Source organism: Streptomyces apricus, assembly GCF_008369065.1.
Lineage (GTDB): Bacteria > Actinomycetota > Actinomycetes > Streptomycetales > Streptomycetaceae > Streptomyces > Streptomyces apricus.
On the sequence record NZ_VDFC01000040.1, the window covers coordinates 1,061,741 to 1,080,728 of the forward strand.

Here is an 18,988-nt window from a genome sequence, read left to right on the forward strand (position 1 = left end):
CCGCAGCGTCAGGTTGGTCCGCCAGTACGCGGCGACCAGCAGGACCCGGTCCTCCAGCGGCAGGCTCCACGGCCGTCCCTTGCGCACCGGGTCCGCCCCCTCCCGCCGCAACGCGGTGATCAGCTTGCCGAACTGGCGCGGGCTCAGGCCGGTGAACGGGCCTATCCAGGAGGGCTCCGACGCCGTGATCACACCAGACACAGCAAGATTATCTCACCCGTGACCGGCAGTTACGGGACAACCCTTAGCTGGTGGTCGGCCCAGATGTAGCTCTCGGGGAGCAGGTCGGTGATGGGGACGGTCCGGAGGTGGTCGTTCTCGCCGACGATGACCTTGAGGTCGGGAAAGTAGTCGAGGAGGACCTGCCGGCACCGGCCGCACGGGGGAACGACTCCCCGCTCGCGGTCGCCCACGGCAACGATCACGTCCAGCTCGTAGGCACCCTGAGCGGCTGCCGTACCGATGAGGACCAGCTCGGCGCAGGGTCCTCCCGTGAAGTGGTAGGCGTTCAGTGCCGTGACGATCCGGCCGTCCCGGGTGCGGGTCGCAGCCGCCATGGTGTGGTTGTCGCCCCGGCAGCGGGTGCGGGCGAGGTGGCCCGCGGCTTCGACGAGTTCGTGGTCGACGGGATCGGTCTGCAACGGCGCGTCACTCCATCTCACGCATAGCGGGGCGTAGTCGGGCATAGGTCGTCTGCTGTGGCATCGATCGTGGTCCCGCTCTCAAGCGGTGTGTGGCGCCCGCGTGCCGAGAGCTGCCTGGCGCACGAGCCGGGGCGCGGATACGTGGCCGTCGCGGAGCACCGAAGCCTCCACGAGCACGGCGACATCAGGGGTCAGGGAACGGCCGGCACCGTTCTCGGCGAGCCAGCGGGCCGCGGCCACGGTGCCGTAGGTGGACCAGCCACCGATCAGTACGACGCGCTTGGCCGGGTTGAGGGGGTTCGGTGCTCTGACGACGTAGCCGCAGTCACGTACGACCGGCCTCCCCTGTGTAGTCGGTGCCCTCCCACGTGATGGCCCCCGCACCCAGCTGGAACGGCAGTACGTCTGCCATGGCTTCGAGGACGCGACGGGCAACCTCGTTGTTCTTCGGTCCTCCCAGGACGAGCAGGTCGTGTTCCATCTCGTGGCCCGGCAGGTGGGCCGACAGACGGACCTTCTCCAGATCGAGGTCGCGGTAGGCGTGGGTGAGGGAGGGGATGAGCACGGACAGCGCCCGCACCTGTCCCAGGCCGGCCACGGGTCGCTGGTAGCGGCCGGTGTCGATGTGCGAGGTGTCCAGGACGACGGAGAGTTCACCGGCTCCCGCGTAACGCCAGATGCGGCGGGCGGGCAGCCGTCTGACCACCAACCAGCGCACCAGGCCGCCTATGCCGGTCAGCACCGCGGCCACCCCCGCGCTGAGAATCTGCGAGCCCACAGCGTCCACGACAGTGTCCATGTCGATCTCCCCCTCCGGTCGGGCAGACCTTAACGTCCGCGTTCCTGCTGAGAGCAAGATCCGCTGGAAGACGAGCCCCGGTTGTTTCCCGGCGTTCGGCGGCAGAGCACCGGCTCCGGGGCTGCCGCGTACCGGCCGGCGTCCGGTCGGCGTCCAGCAGGCGTCCGGCAGGCGGGGATTCCGGGTCCACCGGGTCCTTGTGCGCGAGGAGGCGGTGGGGCGCTGACCTCCTGAAAGAACCGGGGAAAGAACTACCCGCCCTCCCTCCCGCCTTCGTCCGAAGGCTCCGGTCACTCGTCCGAGTGACCGGCTTGCAGTGGGGGGATACGGGCCGTTACGTTCGCCGCGACAACCGCAGACAAAGACGGCCCCCGGCCAGGATTGGCGTCCCGACCGAAGGCCTGACCGATCAGGAAGAGACACCTTCCCGATGGCTGAATCGCAGTCTAACGCGCGCCTGCGCGCCGACGCCGGAGCTCCGACCTCCGGCGTGATCCACATCCGCACCCGGCTCACCGCCGACTTCACCGTGATCTCCAACGCCCTCGCGCAACGGCGCGGCAGCGCTGTCACGATCGGCGTCGCGACGTACATCCTCTCCTTGCCCGACGGTTCTCCCATCAGCATCGCCGCGCTGTGCGAGCACTTCGAGGAGGGGGAGATTCTGATTTCTCGGGCCCTGCGGGAGCTTGAACGGGCCGGTTATCTGGAGCGTCGGCGCGAGCGCGGGCCCGGTGGGCACATTCGTACGCGGACGTTCTTCCGCTCCGTCCCGGAAGGGTGTGATGCGCGGCCAAGCAAGGATTCCGAGCCGTCGGGAGTGGCCCCGGCTCCGGTCCCAGGTCCGGCTTCAGCTCCGGCTCCGGAAGCACCCCCTTCCTCGCTCGCCGACGCCGACCCACGTGCCGTCGCCGTGCTCGCCTCCTTGCGGCACGTCGACTCCCGGCTGCTCCTGTCCGGGCAGGACGTGGCCCGGCTCGCCCCGGCGGTCGCGCAGTGACTCGCGGCCGGTGTCCTGCCCACCCACATCACCGAGCACCTCACCGCCAGACTCCCGGACCGGCTCCTGGCCCGCCCGGCCGGCATCCTCGCCTTCCGCCTCACGGAGACTCCCGTGCGTGTGGTGAACAGGGCCCTGCCCCCGGAGCCCGGGAGCAGAGCAGTCACGCTGCCCCTTCAGACCTGCGACGGCTGTGAGCGTGCCTTTCGGGCCGGTACGCCCGGGCGCTGCCGCGACTGTCGTTCGGGGGACCGATTTCGTGCGGCCTGCTGAGACCGCAGGCAGGGCTGCGCTCAGGACCCGGGTGGGAGGCTTGATGTGCGACGATGCGAAATCCGGCATCCGCGACAGCGCCAGGAGGAGGTGGGGCATGGTCGACAGGTTCACGGACGGATTCCTGACGCACACGGAGACTGCTTCTTACCTTGAGATTCCGCAGTCGACGCTCGCCTCGTGGTTGAAGGGCAAAGCCGCCGGGGCGCCGCTGGTCCACCAGGTCGAGCCGGTACGGAAGGGACAGCCTTCGGTACCTTTCATCGCCGTCGCCGAGGCCCACGTCCTTCGCTCCCTGCGCTCCCTGGGACTGCGGATGAGCGAGATCAGGGAGGCCGCGGGTGCCGTACGGGACGCATTCGACACTCCGTACGGGCTCGTGTCCAAACGGATCGCCACGGATGGCGTGGACATCTTCGTCGAGCACGGCTGGGGTGATCTCCGCAGAGCCCGCGACGGCCAGGTGCCCATCCACGAAGTGGTCTCCGATTACTTGCGTTACCTGAACTGGGAATCAGGTGACGACTTCCCCTCCAGCCTGCGGCTGCGGCAATACCCGGACTCCGTCCCCGTCGTCATCGACCCACGATTCGGTCACGGGCTCCCCGTGGTCGCCGCGAACCGGGTCGCGGTCAGGGCCATCACCGACCTGTGGGAGGCCGGGGAATCCGTCGAGGACATCGCGTACGACTACGACATGACGCCCGAGCAGGTGGACGCCCTCTGCCGAGCAGTGGTGCACCTTGCCGCCTGAGTTCTTCCTCGACCGGAATCTCGGCCGTCGTGTCGCTGAAGGACTGAGGTCAGACGGGTGGACGGTCCACCGCATCGGAGACGCTTTCCCGGACGACGGGCAGAACGTCCCCGACGAAGAGTGGATCGCGCACGGTCTCGACCGGTGCTGGGTTCCGCTCTCCAAGGACGGGCGGATCAAGACCCGGGACCTTGAGATCCGGCCCGTGCTCGAACGTGAAGCGGTGCTGTTCTACCTGGACAATCAGCAAATTCCCAGCGTCGCGATGGTCCAGCGTCTCGTCGCACGCCGGGACGCGATCCATCGCGCCGTGGAGAGGGGCGGCCCCGCGGCCTATGCGGTACGGCACGACCGTATCGAGCGTACGTGGCCGCCCTGAGCGGTGTGTCGGCGGACCGGCCCGCCTCAGATCGGTACCGATACCCCCGTGAACGTCGTCTCCGGGAGTTGGGGGCTGGTGAAGCGGGCGTTCACCAGGTAGAGGCGGTTGCCGTAGCGGGCCGCTGTTGTGGGGACGTCGAAGCGGGGGTTCGTGATCGTTCCGGTCAGGGTCGCCTTCGTGGACGTCGCGTTCAGGTGGAACACGCTGATCAGGTTCAGGCGGTTCTGGACCACGTACAGGGTGCGGCCGATGCGGTAGAGGCCGTCGCCGTTGACCACGTCCGTCGCGCCGGCCAGCGTGATCCTCGTGGCGTGGCCCGTGCGGGTGTTCACCTTGTAGAGCTCGCCCGGCGTGCTCTTGACGACGATCAGGGCGCGGCCGTCCGGGGTGCCCACGACGCCGTTGGCGTTGATGACGTCCGGCAGCTGGACCCAGTCACCGGTGAGGGGGAGCGTCCGTACGGCTCCGGAGCGGCCCCGCGGGACCGCGTACAGGGCTGCCGCCCGTGAGTCCGTGAACCATGCCTTGTCGCCCTGCAGGGTTACGTCGTTGATGAAGTGGTCCGTTGGCGACGACAGTTGGTGCGTTGTCAGGATCTCGCCCGTGCGGGCGTCGTGGACCCGGGCCACGCCCGTGCTGCCCGCCACGTACAGCAGGCCGTCGTCGTCGAGTTTCAGGCCCACCGCCACCAGGCCGGTGGCTCCGGGGAAGAGGATCCCGCCCCTTCCCGTGCGCAGGTCCGTGCGGTAGAGCGCGCCGTTCGCCCGCGAGCCCATGTACGCGTACGGCTTTCTGCCGATGGCTATGCCCTCGGGGAGGAAGCCGTCCGGGAGCGGGAACTCCGTCGGCCAGGCCTTGGATGAGGAAGTGCTAGCACTGGTGGCCGCGTTCGCCGTGGTCGTGCCGGTCGCCGTCGCCGTTGCCAGCACCGTCAGGGCCGCGCCGCCCAGGAGTGCGCGCCTGGACGGGTGAGCGTGGTTGCGGATCATCGTTCCGGCCTCCTTGGAGGAAGGGAGAGAACCCATCGTGGCCCAGCCTCCCCCAACTCCTCCCGGCGTTCCCCGCATCGGCGGCGGATCGACAGAGGATCGACAGCTTGCCGGCGAGAGTTCCGCTCAGCCGTTCCAGCTCTCGTCGTACGGGTCCCTCGGCGCGCTCACCGGCTTCGCCTCCGTGACGGCCAGGAACGGGATGATGCCGTCGTTCACCGGATCCCTGGTCCGCTTGGCGGTGTACGTGCCCGTGACCTCCAGCCAGGTGTCCGGGCGCAGCACCGGCGGCGTCCGGCCCGTCAGGCCGATCTTGACCGGCTGGGCGTCCGCCGCGCAGCAGCTCAGCGCCATGCGGACCAGGTACGGCGTGCCGTCGTCGCCCACCGCCACGAGGCCGGCGGTCCTGATGCGGCGGTCCTCCAGCGAGCGACCGTGGTCGTACGCCGCCCGGCCCGCGTAGTCGACCAGGCTGAGGCGCACGGTGTTCCCCGGGGGCAGGTCCTCGAAGCCCCACGGCTGTTCCTGCAGGGCCGTGCCCGTGCGCATCGCGCTGTAGCTGCCGAGGGCCGGGGGCGCGACCAGGACGAGGGCCAGGAGGGGGAGGACCAGGAGCCAGGCGACCCGGGGTTCCCTGTGCGTGTGAGGCCCAGTGCCGGTCACGGCTCCGGATTCGACCCCCGTCACAGATTCGGTTCCGGGTTCGGTCCCGGTCACGGATTCCGCTCGTACGCCCCTGTAGTCGTACCAGACCGTCGCCACCGCCGTCGCGATCAGGACCACCCCCGCCGCCAGCAGCAGCGGCCTCAGCCCCGCCTTCACGTACCGCAGGTAGAGGTCGGTGAGGCCCGTGTGCAGGATCGCCCCGCCGGTGAGCAGGAGCACGGCTGCCTGTGCCTGGCGGTTCACAGCAGCACCGCCCCGACCAGGGACGACACCAGGACCGCCAGCGTGAAGGTGGCGGGTGCGAAGCGCAGGGCGAACCCCCGCCCGAACGTGGCCGTCTGCATCGCGAACAGCTTCAGGTCGATCATCGGGCCGACCACCAGGAAGGCCAGCCGGGCCGTGAGCGAGAACTGGGTGAGGGACCCGGCCACGAAGGCGTCCGCCTCGGAGCAGATGGAGAGGAGCACGGCCAGTACCGCCAGGACGAGGACCGAGACCACCGGGTTGCCGGCGGCGTGGCCGAGCCAGTCCGCCGGGACCACCGCCTTCAGCGTGGCCGCGACCATCGCGCCGACCACCAGGAAGCCGCCCGCGTGCATCACGTCGTGCCGGACCGATCCCCAGAACGCCGCCCCCTTGCCGAGCCCCTCCGAGGACGGGCGGTCCGGCGGGCGCAACCAGTCGGTGCGGCCCAGCCGTTGCCAGAGCCAGCCCATCGCGCAGGCCACCAGCAGGCTCGCCACGAAACGGGCCAGGACCATCCGCGGTTCGCCCGGGAACGCGACGGCGGTCGCGGTCAGCACGATCGGGTTGATGGCCGGCGCCGACAGCAGGAACGCCAGCGCCGCCGCGGGCGTGACACCCCGGCGCACCAGCGCCCCGGCCACCGGGACCGACGCGCACTCGCAGCCCGGCAGCACCGCTCCCGCCATCCCGGCGACCGGTACCGCGAGGGCGGGCTTCCGCGGCAGCGCGCGGGCGAAGAACGACGGCGGCACGAACACCGCGATGACCGCCGACAGCAGCACACCGAGGACGAGGAAGGGCAGCGCCTGCACCATCACCGCGACGAACACGGTCATCCAGCTCTGCATCACGGGCGCGGACAGCGCGCCGCGGAGAGGGTCCTGGAGCACCACTCCCGCGAGCAGCAGCATGGTCAGGACGAGGGGCGAGTTGAACTGCCAGCCCTTCGGATCACCCGAACTGCCTTGCTCACGAGGTTCGTCCGGCTCGCGGTCCTCGACCCCGGGTGGCGCCGTGTCGGTCGTGGTCACGGGAGAGGTACCTCCGGTCGGGAAGGGCTTCGTCGGTGGACCGCCCTCCACCTTCAGTACGCCCGTTCCGGCACAGCTTCTCATCCGGATCCCGGCCGCGTTCCCTGCGATGCCCCACCTGTGGCCACCGTGCAACCACCCGTGTCCGTCAGGCACTCTGTGCTGTTGTGGGGAGCCTTCCGAACCAGAGCAGCGCGCCGGACCGACGTGCCGCGCACGCGTCGCACGCCTCGCACATGGTGGTGTGCGGGGACGACGCCCTTGCGCACCGGCTGGCGGCCGAGTTGCGCGGTGTCTACGGCGAGCGGGTGACGCTGGTCGTGCCGTCCGCCGAGCGGACCGCGCGGCCACCGGTCGTCGGACGGGCACGCGCGTCCACCCTGCTGGACCGGATGTCGGCCGCCATGACCCGCGCCACCGGTACCACCGGTAGCACCGGTGCCACTGGCACCGACGGCACCGGCAACGGCAGCGCCGCACCGTCGTCGCTCCCGGGGAACGGCGCGTCCGGCCGCGGTGGCCGTACGTCCGAGGAGCCGCGCCCGGAACGGGTGGTGGAGGCCGCAGTACTTACTGAGGCCGTTCTCGCCGATGCCGGAGTGGAGCACGCCGCCGCGCTGGCGCTCGTCCATGACGACGACGAGACCAACATCCGCGCCGCCCTCATGGCACGCCGGCTCAACCCGCGTCTGCGCCTGGTATTGCGGCTCTACAACCGCCGTCTCGGACAGCACATAGAGGCCCTGCTGGACCAGGCGTCCGCCCTGGCCATGGCAGGGAGCGAGGAGTCCTTGGGGGTGCCCGTGCCCGGACTCGTCGACACCTCCACCACCGTCCTCTCCGACGCCGACACCGCCGCGCCCGCGCTCGCCGCCACCGCGGTCGCCGGGACCAGCAAGGTCGTACAGACCGACGGGCTGATGCTGCGGGCCGTGGAACGGCAGCCGCCGGGGCCCGGCGAGGTCGCCGACCCCGGCCTGTGCACGCTGGCGCTGCTCTCGGCCACCACCAACGACCCGGCCGGGGCCGACGGTTCGGAGAGCAGCGGCGAGCACGGGCCGCGACTGCTGCCCGACGAGGCGTCCGTGGCCGCCGCGACCGGCCGCGGCACCATCGTCCTGGAGGCCGTGTCGTACTCCGGTCCCCCGCAGCCCGTGGGACGCGGTGCCCTGCCGGGCGGACTGCGCCTGGGACCGCTCTCGGGCCTGCTCTCGGGACTGTCCTTCGGCGCACCCCTGAGCAGGCTGTTCTCCCGGCGGCTGCGCTGGTCCCTCGCCGGTCTGGTGGCCTGTGTCGTCGCGCTCGCGGTCGCGTCCATGCTCGTGACCGGCGCGCATCCGCTGCACGCCACCTACCTGACCCTCCTCGACCTCTTCGCGATCAACGACCCCGCGCTCGACGACCCCCTCGGCCGCCAGGTCCTCCAACTCCTCTCCGGCCTGGTCGGGTTGCTGCTGCTGCCCGTGCTGCTGGCCGCCGTCCTCGAAGGCCTCGGTACGTTCCGCAGCGGGTCGGGGCTGCGGAAGCCGCCCCGGGGACTCTCCGGGCACGTCGTCCTGCTCGGGGTCGGCAAGATCGGCACCCGTGTCCTCGCGCGCCTGCGCGAACTCGGCATCCCCGTGGTGTGCGTGGAGGCCGATCCCGAGGCGCGCGGGCTGGCGCTGGCGCGCCGGCTGCGCGTGCCCGTCGTCCTGGGCGACGTCACCCAGGAAGGCGTCCTGGAAGCCGCCAAGATCCACCGGGCGCACGCGCTGCTCGCCCTGACCAGCGCGGACACCACCAATCTCGAAGCCGCCCTGTACGCCCGGTCGGTCCACCCCGACCTGCGCGTCGTCCTGCGCCTGTACGACGACGACTTCGCCACCGCCGTCTACCGCACCCTGCGCGCCACGCACCCGCACGCGCTCACCCGCAGCCGCAGCGTCTCCCATCTGGCCGCGCCCGCCTTCGCCGGGGCGATGATGGGCCGCCAGATCCTCGGCGCGATCCCGGTGGAACGCCGGGTGCTGCTCTTCGCCGCCTTGGACGTCGCGGGGCATCCGCAGCTGGAGGGACGCACCGTCGCCGAGGCGTTCCGCGCGGGCGCCTGGCGGGTGCTGGCCCTGGACACGGCGGCCGCGGCCGACGGCCGGCCGGTCCGGGACCTGCCGTCCGGCCGCGTGCTCAAGGCGGGGGACAGCGTCGTCATCGCCGCCACCCGGCGCGGCCTCGCCGAGCTGCTGGGACGGCGCCCGGGTCCCGGTCACCAGGGTGCACCCGGCCACTGACGCGGCATGTCCGACGGGGCAGAGGCGATGTTCCGCCGACCGGCCGGTCATACCTGGCGCCCGGCCGGCCGCACCCGGCGCCCGGAGACCGGAGACAGCAGGCCGAAGACCGGAGACCGGCCCGCTTGTCGGTGCCTGCTGGCACGATCTCGCCCATGACATCCATCGACGAGCGGCTCGTCCTGGAGACGGCCGCCGAGCACGGCGTCCCCGGTCCCGTCGCGCAGGAGGTGGTGGCGCGGGCGCGGCCGTGCCTCTACCTCGTGGAGTACGACGAACTGCCCGAGTCCCGGCGGGAGGGCGCCCGGCCGGCCGCACGGACCGGCGGGCTCCCCGCACTGCCGGACGGCATGGACCGGCCCGAGGACACGGAACCGTTCCTGCTGAGCGTCGACTGCGCGGCCCTGCCCCGCGACGTGCTCGACATTGAACTGCCCGCCGACGGGCACCTGCTGGTCTTCATGGACATCGAGTACGACCCGGAGACGTCCTCGGTGCTCCACGTCCCGGCCGGAACACCCACCACGGAACGCCCCCTGACGTACGAGAACGACGACGGTGGCACCGAGAACCTCAGGGCCTACGCACCCCGCACCCTGTACCCCCTGGCCGGACTGACCTTCGGCGAGGACCGGCCGGATTCCCCTGCCACCAGCGCGTTCCTCGCGGACCACGACAACAGGGAGGTGCTGAGCGCCTTCGAGGAAGCCGTCAGCCACCTGGCCGCCGGCGGCACGCGCCCCGGCGTCACCGTGCAGCTCGGCGGGTTCTCCGACTCCTGGGACGACCCGCCGGACACCGGCGGCCTCGTCCTCTTCGCGCAGCTGGCCGGACAGGCGATCGACCTCGGTGTCTACACGATGAACCTGATCGTCGGCACCCCCGAGGACATCGCCGCCCGCAGATACGCCGACCTGCGGTACGACCAGCAGTGCTGACCAGCGGTGCCGGTCTTCCGGGGTTGTCCACAGGGGAGTTGTCCACAGGCTGAGGCCTCCGTCAGCACGAAGTCGGCCGGTGCGTGCAAGATGGGGCCATGACTGAGAGCAACGGGGTCGTCCCGTCCGAGGGGACCATGCCCGACTGGGAGAAGCGCTTCCGGGCGCCGCGCGTGTCCTTGCCGGACTGGGCCGAGGACGCCCCGCACAGGTCCTTGTTCGTCTCGAACGCGACAGGGACGTACGAGCTGTACGCGTGGGACCGTGACACGGGCGCCCAGCGCCAGGTCACGGACCGGCCCAACGGGACGACGGACGGCGTGCTGTCCCCGGACGGCGAGTGGATCTGGTGGTTCGACGACAAGGACGGCGACGAGTTCGGGATCTGGCGGCGCCAGCCGTTCGCCGGGCCCGCCGGCAACGCGGCCGCTCCCGACGAGCCGGCGGCTCCCGGGCTCGCCCCCTCCTACCCCGCGGGGCTCGCGCTCGGCCGGGACGGACGGACCGCGATCGTCGGCCGCTCGACCGACGAGGACGGTTCGACGATCTACGTCAGCCGGACCGGCGAGGACCCCGTCGAGGTCTACCGGCACCGGGAGTCGGCCGGGGTCGGCGACCTCTCGCACGACGGCTCGCTGATCGCCGTCGAGCACACCGAGCACGGCGACGCGATGCACTCCGCGCTGCGGGTGCTGCGGATGGACGGTTCGGCGGTGGCCGAGCTGGACGACACCAAGGGCGGTACGGCCGAGCTGGGCCTGGAGGTACTGGGCTTCGCGCCGGTCACCGGTGACACCCGGCTGCTCGTCGGGCACCAGCGGCGCGGGCGCTGGGAGCCGATGGTGTGGGACGTGGCGTCCGGCGAGGAGACGGACCTGGCGCTGGCGGCGCAGCTGGACGGCGACCTGAGCGCCGAGTGGTATCCGGACGGCTCCGCCCTGCTCGTCGTCAACAGCTTCGAGGCGCGCAGCGAGCTGTGGCGCTTCGACCTGGCCACCCGTGAGCTGGAGCGGGTGCGGACGCCGAAGGGCACGGTGTCGGGGGCGACGGCCCGCCCGGACGGCAGCGTGGAGTACCTGTGGTCGTCGTCGGCCGAGGCGCCGGTGGTCCGCTCGACGTCCGGTGAGGTCGTCCTCGACCCGCCCGGGATGAAGGCCCCCGGGTCGGTGCCGGTCGAGGACGTGTGGGTGGACGGTCCCGGCGGCCGTATCCACGCGCTGGTGCAGCGGCCGGCCGGGGCGACGGGCCCCCTGCCGACCGTGTTCGACATCCACGGCGGCCCGACCTGGCACGACAGCGACTCGTTCGCCGCGGGCCCGGCGGCCTGGGTGGACCACGGGTACATGGTGGTGCGGGTCAACTACCGCGGCTCGACCGGGTACGGGCGGGAGTGGACCGACGCCCTCAAGCACCGGGTCGGTCTGATCGAGCTGGAGGACATCGAGGCCGTACGGGAGTGGGCGGTCTCGTCCGGGTACGCCGACCCGGAGCGGCTGGTCCTGACCGGCGGCTCGTGGGGCGGCTACCTCACCCTCCTCGGTCTGGGCGTGCAGCCCGATGCGTGGGCGCTGGGTATCGCCGCGGTGCCGGTCGCGGACTACGTGACGGCCTACCACGACGAGATGGAGGCCCTGAAGGCGATGGACCGCACGCTGCTCGGCGGCACCCCGGAGGAGGTCCCGGAGCGCTTCGAGGCCTCGTCCCCGCTGACGTACGTCGACGCGGTGAGGGCACCGGTCTACATCTCCGCCGGGGTCAACGACCCGCGCTGCCCGATCCGCCAGGTGGAGAACTACGTGACCCGGCTCGCCGCGCGCGACGCGGAGCACGAGGTGTACCGCTACGACGCGGGGCACGGTTCGCTGGTCGTGGACGAGCGGATCAAGCAGGTCCGTCTGGAGCTGGACTTCGCGGAACGCCACCTGGGCCGGTGACCGCGCCCTCGCGGGAGGGGGCCGCCCGCCCGGGACACCGGCCCCCCTCCCGCGAGGGACCGGCCGCCCCGCGGCTTCGGCATCCCCTGCGGCGGAAGGGCCGGCCGAGGCACCCCCGCGGCCGGGCCCCCGCGGCGCCACGTACCTTTGGGGTTGTGTACCGGTTCCTGCTGACGCCCCGCTGGTGGGGGATCAACGTCTTCGTGCTGTTGGCCATCCCCTTCTGCGTGTTCATGGGGTCGTGGCAGTTGGGGCGGTTCGAGGACCGGGTCCAGGACCACCGCGACGCCGGTGAGCAGGCGTCGGCGGCGAAGACGCAGGCGGCGCGGCCGCTCGCCGAGCTGCTGCCGGTGGACAAGAAGACGTCGGGCGACCAGGCCACGGCGACGGGCCGGTACGGGAAGCAGTTGCTCGTGCCGGACCGGGAGCTGGACGACGAGCGCGGTTTCTACGTCCTGACGATGCTGCGCACCGACGGCGGCAAGGCCCTGCCCGTGGTCCGGGGCTGGCTCCCCGGCACCGCCGACACCGCGAAGGCCCCGGCGGCCCCGTCCGGCGAGGTCACCGTGACGGGCGCGCTCCAGGCCTCGGAGACACCCGGGTCGAACGGGGTGCCCGCGGCCGGGGGGCTGCCCGCCGGACAGACCGGTGCGATCAGTTCGGCGTCCCTGGTGAACCTCGTGCCGTACGAGATGTACGACGCGTGGATCACGCTGGCCGACGCCGACCCGGGGATGAAGGCCGTGCCCGCCGCGGCTCCCTCGGACACGGGCCTGGACCTGAAGGCGTTCCAGAACCTGGGGTACACCGGTGAGTGGTTCGTCTTCGCCGGCTTCGTGGTCTTCATGTGGTTCCGGCTGCTGCGCCGTGAGGTGGAGTCCGCGCGGGACGCGGAGCTGGGCATCACGCAGGACACGCCCGCCGAGGCCGTGAAGGCGCCGTCCGCCTCCTGAGTCCGCGCCCGTGGCCCGCGCCCGTGGCGGCCTGCACGCACGGTCCATGCCCGTGGCCCGGGCGGCACGCCCGGGCCCGGTGGCGTCAGGCCCCGGAGAGGACCCCGGTCCGGTAGACCGTTCCGGCGCAGGCGTTGGGCACGATCGTCGAGGTCGCCGGTGCGCCGCCCTCGGCGGTGTAGGTCACGCTGACGCTTCCGTCGAGGGTCCCGTCGGCCTTCATCAGCTGGGTGTCCACACCGGTGGTGCCCTCCGAGGAGGTACCGCCGCTGTCGCCGCTGGTCGGGTCCGGCGTGGGGGTCGGGTCGGGCGAGGGTTCCCCGCCGCCGTTGCCACCGCCGGCCGGGCAGGTCTCCGACGGCACCCAGGCGAACTTCACCTGGTAGCTCGCGCTCGGCGCCAGCACCAGGGCACTGGCGTAGGAGGCCGGGTCGGGCAGTCCGGCGGCCGGGTCACCCGCCGCGTGGAGCATCGTGCCGACCTTGGACTGGTCCGCGGCGCCCAGTGCGGACGAGAACACGGAACCACTGCCGGTGACCGTACAGCTGGCGCCGGAGACGTTGGTGACGGTGAAGGAGCCGTAGGCCGCGCCGGCGCCGTCGGGCGCGCCGACGCCGTTGCCCACCGCGACGAGCTGCGTCGGCGTGCAGCCGGGCACGCCGGCCGGAGGGGTCGTGGGCCGGGTGCCCGCGGTGCTGCCGTCGCCGCCCTTGCCCTTGTCGCCGCCGTCCTTCTTGCCGTCCTTGCCCGAGCCCTTGGACGAGCCCGAGGAATCACCGGAGCCGTTGCCCTCGGAGGAGTGCTTGCCCTCGTTCCCGCCGCCCTGGGTCGCCGAGGCGGCGCCCGCCATGGACGGGTCGGCGTCGGAGCCCGAGGAGTTCGAGACGTGCACGAGCGCGGGGACGGCCGTGCCGATGAAGAGCGCCGCGGCCGCCATGCCGACGACGGCCTGGCGCTTGCGGGCCCGCCTGGCCGGGACCGCGCGCCGCAGGTGGTCCAGCGTGCCGTCGCTCGGCTCGATCTCCTCGACGGCCTGGTGCAGCAGCCGCCGCAGGGCCAGCTCGTCGGAACCGAACAGGTCCGCCGGCCCGGAACCATCGGCACCGGAACCGTCGGTACCGCCCCCATCGGCACCGGCCCCATCAACCCCTGCCCCGACGGCGCCGAGCCCACCAGCACTGGCACCGGCCCTGAGCCCACCAGCCCCGTTCGCACCGGCCCTGTTCACACCCGATGCTTCCGCGCCGGACGCGTCCGTGTCCTCCGGCTTCGGGGCCGCGGACCCCGTACCCGGTTCGCCGTCGCCGGACGTTCCGTCACCGGACGTGCCGTTGGCGGACGTGCCGTTGGCGGCGGTGGCGCGGGAGGCCCAGCGCGGCGTCCTGCCGGAGGCCCCGGACGGCTTGCGTCCGGTGATCTCCGTCGGTGCAACGGCCTCGGACGCGTCGGGGGAGCCGGGCGAATCGGCCGATTCGGCCGGGCCGGAGGTCGCCGACGGTCGGTCCTCCGCGTCCGGCGCCGTGCCGCCCGCGGTGTCCGCCGTCTCCGGTGCCTTCCGCGCAGGCGTGTCCGTCGTGTCCGGTCGGCCCGTCTCTTCCGGGCCCGGGTTCTCCGAAGGGCCGTGATTCACAGTTTCGTTCCCAGCGTGCTGCTCGTGCTCGTCGTCGTCGCCGTGGCGACCGTGCTCGTCGTGGCGTGCTCGCTCGTCGTACCCGCTCATGCCGGCGCTCCCATGGCGACGCGCAGCGCGGCGATGCCGCGCGAGCCGTACGCCTTCACCGAGCCCAGCGAGATGCTGAGGGTCTCCGCGACCTGCGCCTCGGTCATGTCCGCGAAGTAGCGCAGGACCAGGACCTCCCGCTGGCGTCTCTGGAGGCCCTTCATCGCCTTGATCAGCGCGTCGCGCTCCAGCTGGTCGTACGCGCCCTCCTCCGCGCTCGCCATGTCGGGCATCGGCTTGGAGAGGAGCTTCAGACCGAGGATGCGCCGCCGCAGCGCGGAACGCGAGAGGTTGACGACGGTCTGGCGCAGGTAGGCCAGCGTCTTCTCCGGGTCGCGCACGCGCTTGCGCGCCGAGTGGACCCGGATGAAGGCCTCCTGGACGACGTCCTCGCAGGAGGCGGTGTCGTCGAGGAGGAGCGCCGCGAGGCCGAGGAGCGACCGGTAGTGGGCGCGGTACGTCTCGGTCAGGTGGTCGACCGTGGTGCCGGCCGCCAGGGCCTCGTCGGCCCCGGCCCCCTCACGCTGGTTGGGGATGCGGGCCGGACGCGCTGCGGGCATGGGGGCGATCACCGGCATGCCGCCGCCGGGCGCGCCGGACGTGCGGGGTCGGCGGGGCGGACGCAGGGTCGTGCCGCGCGCCGCAACAGTGAATTCGAGTACCTCTGCCACGCCAGTTGGACACGCGTCCCCCCGTCGGGGTTGTACGCGACAGGCATCACTTTTACGTCGGACTGCATGCCAGACAGTTCGCTAAGTGCCCTCATACGTAAAAGCCCATCCCCTATGCCCCATATGAACGTGGCGTCCGGTCGCCCCTGAAGGGCGTCCGCAAAGACGCTCCCCGCCCTCCGCGCGGTTGCGGAGAACGGGGAGGAAAATCTTCGGACGCCGGAGACACGGACACCGGCGGTACGGACCACAGCATGAACCACGGCCCGACCACAGAAGTCACACAGATCCTACAAACGTTTCAACAGACCACCAGAGGAATTCCCGCACAGACTCCGCCCGGGCCCCGTCCGGACTCCCTCCGAGCCCCGCCTGCGCAGGTCTCCGGGCCCCGCCTGCGCAGCTCACAGCTCCGCGGCGACCAGCTCGGCGATCTGGGCCGTGTTCAGCGCGGCACCCTTGCGCAGGTTGTCCCCGCACACGAAGAGTTCGAGCGCCGTCGGGTCGTCGAGCGCCCGCCGCACCCGGCCCACCCAGGTCGGGTCCGTACCGACGACGTCGGCCGGTGTCGGGAACTCCCCCGCGGCCGGGTTGTCGAAGAGCACGACCCCGGGCGCCGTGGCGAGGATCTCCCGGGCCCGGTCCACCGTCACCTCGCCCTGGAAGCGGGCGTGGACGGTCAGCGAGTGCGTGGTGACGACCGGCACCCGGACACAGGTGACGGCGACGGGCAGGTCCGGCAGGCCGAGGATCTTGCGGGACTCGTCCCGCACCTTCATCTCCTCCGAGGACCAGCCGTCCTCGCGCACGGTCCCGGCCCACGGCACCACGTTCAGCGCCACCGGCTCCGGGAACGGCCCGGTGTTGTCGCCCACGGCCCGCCGTACGTCGCCGGGGGTCGTGCCCAGTTCCGTACCCGCGACGAGCTTCAGCTGCTGGCGCAGCGTGTCGACGCCGCGCTGCCCGGCCCCGCTCACCGCCTGGTACGAGGAGACCACCAGCTCGCGCAGCCCGAACTCGGCGTGCAGCGCGCCCAGCGCCACGATCATGGACAGGGTCGTGCAGTTGGGGTTGGCGACGATGCCGCGCGGCCGCACGCGGGCGGCGTGCGGGTTGACCTCCGGCACCACGAGCGGGACCTCGGGGTCCATCCGGAACGCGCCGGAGTTGTCGACCACGACGGCGCCCTTGGCGGCCGCCACCGGCGCCCACTGCTGCGCCACCTCGTCGGGCACGTCGAACATGGCGACGTCGATCCCGTCGAAGGCCTCCTCCGCCAGGGCCACCACCTCGACCTGCTCACCGCGCACGGCCAGCTTGCGGCCGGCCGAACGCGGTGAGGCGACGAGGCGGATCTCGCCCCAGATGTCCGCGTGCTGGGACAGGATCTGGAGCATGACCCTGCCGACGGCTCCGGTCGCGCCCACGACCGCGAGCGCCGGCCGCCCGGACACCGTCACCGTCACACGCCTCCGTACGGGGGGACGGTCATCGTCCGGTGCCTCCGTAGACGACGGCCTCGTCGCTGTCGGAGTCGAGCCCGAAGGCGGTGTGCACGGCGCGCACGGCCTCGTTGACGTCGTCCTGGCGGGTCACCACCGAGATGCGGATCTCGGAGGTCGAGATCAGCTCGATGTTGACGCCCGCGTCGGACAGCGCCTGGAAGAACGAGGCGGTGACGCCCGGGTTGGTCTTCATCCCCGCGCCGACCAGGGAGATCTTGCCGATCTGGTCGTCGTAGCGCAGCGAGTCGAAGCCGATCGCGCCCTTCGCCTTCTCCAGGGCCTCGATGGCCTTGTGGCCCTCGGCCTTGGGGAGCGTGAAGGAGATGTCGGTCAGGCCCGTGGAGGCCGCGGACACGTTCTGGACGATCATGTCGATGTTGATCTCGGCGTCCGCGATGGCGCGGAAGATGACCGCGGCCTCGCCCGGCTTGTCCGGGACACCGACGACCGTGATCTTGGCTTCGGAGACGTCGTGCGCGACTCCGGAGATGATGGCGTGCTCCACCTGCGCGTCCCCTTGCGGATTCTCGTTGCTGACCCAGGTGCCCGGCAGTCCCGAGAAGGACGAGCGGACGTGGATCGGGATGTCGTATCGGCGTGCGTACTCGACGCAGCGGTGCAGCAGCACCTTGGAGCCCGAGGCGGCGAGCTCCAGCATGTCCTCGGAGGAGATCCAGTCGATCTTCCGGGCCTTCTTCACCACCCGCGGGTCGGCGGTGAACACGCCGTCGACGTCCGTGTAGATCTCGCAGACCTCGGCGTCCAGGGCGGCGGCGAGGGCGACGGCCGTGGTGTCGGACCCGCCGCGCCCCAGCGTGGTGATGTCCTTCTTGTCCTGGCTGACGCCCTGGAACCCGGCGACGATCGCGATGTTGCCCTCGTCGAGCGCCGTCCTGATGCGGCCCGGCGTGACATCGATGATGCGCGCCTTGTTGTGGACGGAGTCGGTGATGACGCCCGCCTGGCTGCCGGTGAAGCTCTGCGCCTCGTGCCCCAGGTTTTTGATCGCCATCGCCAGCAGGGCCATGGAGATCCGCTCTCCCGCGGTCAGCAGCATGTCGAACTCACGCCCGGCAGGGATCGGGGATACCTGCTCGGCGAGATCGATCAGCTCGTCCGTCGTGTCACCCATCGCCGACACCACGACAACGACCTGGTGGCCGTTCTTCTTGGCGTCGACGATTCGCTTGGCGACACGCTTGATGCCCTCGGCATCGGCTACGGAGGAGCCTCCGTACTTCTGCACGACAAGGCCCACGTGCGCTCCTCGCTCAGTCCGTCTCGTACCGCACGGTCGCGGTCGGCTCAGTCTATCGAGCGGCCCGATCCCACCCGGGTGATACCGCATGGTGAGACGTCCCGCTCACGTGCTGATCACCGGGCGGCCCCCGGCCGCTTCCGGACCGGCACCTGCCCAGCCCGGAACCGTCCCACGCGCAAAGTGCGCCTAGTCACACGCTCCGGCGGCCGGGCTACTTGACCTGGCGCAGGCCCAGGGGACCGGCGATCTCCTCGACCATCACCCGGCCCGCCGCCTCCTCCAGGGCGTCCTCGCCGAGGTCCTGGTCCGTGTCCAGGCCGTCCAGCTCCTCCAGGGGCTGGTTCAGCCGGACGTGGGCGACCAGGGACTGCAGGGCGCGCAGGGTGGCCGAGGCGGTGGAGCCCCAGTTCGAGAAGTACGAGAACTGCCACCACCACATGGCCTCCGTGGTGCGGCCCGCGCGGTAGTGCGCCATGCCGTGGCGCAGGTCCGCCATCACGTCGGCCAGGTCGTCCGAGATACGGGCCGGGACGGGCGCCTTGCGGGGCTCGTACGGGTCGAAGACCTCGGAGTAGACGTCGACCGGGTCGAGCATCTCGGCGAGCCGCTCGCGCAGTTCGTCGACGTCCGGCTCGGGGCCCAGGTCGGGCTCGTAGCGCTCCTCGGGGAGGATGTCCTCGTGCGCGCCCAGCCGGCCGCCGGCCAGCAGGAGCTGGGAGACCTCGAGGAGCAGGAAGGGGACGGCCGAGTCCGGCTCGTCGCCTCTCGCGACCTCGGTCACGGCGACGAGGAAGCTCTCGATCTGGTCCGCGATCTGGACCGCGAAGTCGTCGGGGTCGGGAGCGGTGGCGTGCAGCGTGGCGTCAGACATCTAGGAGCCGGCCTTCCTCAAGAACTCCGTGGAGCAGGTGGAGAAGTTCGTCGAGAAGTTCGTCGGGAACTTCTTCCGTGCAGC

Annotated in this window: 16 protein-coding genes and 2 pseudogenes; 7 read left to right on the forward strand and 11 right to left on the reverse strand. The window is 71.6% G+C overall.

The window, feature by feature from the left end; genetic code table 11:
- The 3 genes and pseudogenes from FGF04_RS17835 to FGF04_RS17845 form a co-directional block, all read right to left on the reverse strand.
- Positions 1-201, reverse strand: a pseudogene (locus FGF04_RS17835) (IS5/IS1182 family transposase); the annotation flags it as partial.
- A 29-nt stretch (positions 202-230) separates the two neighbouring features.
- Entirely contained in the window at positions 231-641 is a 411-nt protein-coding gene (locus FGF04_RS17840; protein ID WP_408055632.1) for a cytidine/deoxycytidylate deaminase family protein, read from the reverse strand.
- 328 nt (positions 642-969) lie between these two features.
- A complete protein-coding gene (locus FGF04_RS17845; RefSeq protein ID WP_149512225.1) occupies positions 970-1,443 on the reverse strand; it encodes a hypothetical protein in 474 nt (157 codons plus the stop codon).
- Positions 1,444-1,873: 430 nt separating this feature from the next.
- Between FGF04_RS17845 and FGF04_RS17850 the strand changes: the two are divergent.
- The 3 genes and pseudogenes from FGF04_RS17850 (at position 1,874) to FGF04_RS17860 (ending at position 3,849) form a co-directional block, all read left to right on the forward strand.
- Positions 1,874-2,716, forward strand: a pseudogene (locus tag FGF04_RS17850) (hypothetical protein).
- 97 nt (positions 2,717-2,813) lie between these two features.
- Positions 2,814-3,470: a DUF433 domain-containing protein gene (locus tag FGF04_RS17855; protein WP_149512226.1), complete on the forward strand. Its 657-nt coding sequence runs from the start codon at positions 2,814-2,816 to the stop codon at positions 3,468-3,470.
- Complete coding sequence (locus FGF04_RS17860) at positions 3,460-3,849, forward strand: PIN-like domain-containing protein (RefSeq protein ID WP_149512227.1); 390 nt, start codon at positions 3,460-3,462, stop codon at positions 3,847-3,849. Before FGF04_RS17855 ends, FGF04_RS17860 begins: the two co-directional genes overlap by 11 nt.
- Positions 3,850-3,875: 26 nt before the next feature.
- Here FGF04_RS17860 and FGF04_RS17865 read toward each other — a convergent pair whose 3' ends face one another.
- From FGF04_RS17865 to FGF04_RS17875, 3 genes are all read right to left on the reverse strand, one after another.
- The gene (locus tag FGF04_RS17865; protein WP_149512228.1) at positions 3,876-4,841 is read right to left on the reverse strand and encodes an SMP-30/gluconolactonase/LRE family protein; all 966 of its coding nucleotides are present in this window, start codon (positions 4,839-4,841) and stop codon (positions 3,876-3,878) included.
- 126 nt (positions 4,842-4,967) lie between these two features.
- Positions 4,968-5,750, reverse strand: a complete 783-nt coding sequence (locus FGF04_RS17870; RefSeq protein ID WP_149512229.1) for a TIGR03943 family putative permease subunit — start codon at positions 5,748-5,750, stop codon at positions 4,968-4,970.
- The gene (locus tag FGF04_RS17875) at positions 5,747-6,784 is read right to left on the reverse strand and encodes a permease (protein WP_408055633.1); all 1,038 of its coding nucleotides are present in this window, start codon (positions 6,782-6,784) and stop codon (positions 5,747-5,749) included. Before FGF04_RS17875 ends, FGF04_RS17870 begins: the two co-directional genes overlap by 4 nt.
- A gap of 236 nt (positions 6,785-7,020) precedes the next feature.
- Between FGF04_RS17875 and FGF04_RS17880 the strand changes: the two genes are divergently transcribed.
- From FGF04_RS17880 to FGF04_RS17895, 4 genes are all read left to right on the forward strand, one after another.
- A complete protein-coding gene (locus FGF04_RS17880; protein ID WP_149512350.1) occupies positions 7,021-9,051 on the forward strand; it encodes an NAD(P)-binding protein in 2,031 nt (676 codons plus the stop codon).
- Between the two features lie 155 nt (positions 9,052-9,206).
- Positions 9,207-9,989 (forward strand): DUF1963 domain-containing protein, encoded by a 783-nt coding sequence (locus FGF04_RS17885; RefSeq protein WP_149512230.1) that lies wholly within the window; start codon positions 9,207-9,209, stop codon positions 9,987-9,989.
- Positions 9,990-10,087: 98 nt separating this feature from the next.
- Positions 10,088-11,923 carry a S9 family peptidase gene (locus FGF04_RS17890; protein WP_408055634.1) on the forward strand — a complete coding sequence of 612 codons (1,836 nt, stop codon included), beginning with the start codon at positions 10,088-10,090 and terminating at the stop codon, positions 11,921-11,923.
- A 155-nt stretch (positions 11,924-12,078) separates the two neighbouring features.
- Positions 12,079-12,876, forward strand: a complete 798-nt coding sequence (locus FGF04_RS17895) for an SURF1 family protein (protein WP_149512231.1) — start codon at positions 12,079-12,081, stop codon at positions 12,874-12,876.
- 85 nt (positions 12,877-12,961) lie between these two features.
- On the opposite strand, the gene FGF04_RS17900 is transcribed toward FGF04_RS17895, so the two are convergent.
- The 5 genes from FGF04_RS17900 to FGF04_RS17920 form a co-directional block, all read right to left on the reverse strand.
- Complete coding sequence (locus tag FGF04_RS17900; protein WP_268893778.1) at positions 12,962-14,596, reverse strand: hypothetical protein; 1,635 nt, start codon at positions 14,594-14,596, stop codon at positions 12,962-12,964.
- Positions 14,593-15,267, reverse strand: coding sequence for a SigE family RNA polymerase sigma factor (locus tag FGF04_RS17905; RefSeq protein WP_149512232.1), 675 nt, complete (start codon positions 15,265-15,267; stop codon positions 14,593-14,595). Before FGF04_RS17905 ends, FGF04_RS17900 begins: the two co-directional genes overlap by 4 nt.
- Before the next feature lie 404 nt (positions 15,268-15,671).
- Positions 15,672-16,733 carry an aspartate-semialdehyde dehydrogenase gene (locus FGF04_RS17910; RefSeq protein WP_149512233.1) on the reverse strand — a complete coding sequence of 354 codons (1,062 nt, stop codon included), beginning with the start codon at positions 16,731-16,733 and terminating at the stop codon, positions 15,672-15,674.
- A 22-nt stretch (positions 16,734-16,755) separates the two neighbouring features.
- A complete protein-coding gene (locus tag FGF04_RS17915; protein WP_149512234.1) occupies positions 16,756-18,030 on the reverse strand; it encodes an aspartate kinase in 1,275 nt (424 codons plus the stop codon).
- Between the two features lie 214 nt (positions 18,031-18,244).
- A complete protein-coding gene (locus FGF04_RS17920; protein ID WP_149512235.1) occupies positions 18,245-18,904 on the reverse strand; it encodes a DUF5063 domain-containing protein in 660 nt (219 codons plus the stop codon).
- Positions 18,905-18,988: the final 84 nt, after the last annotated feature.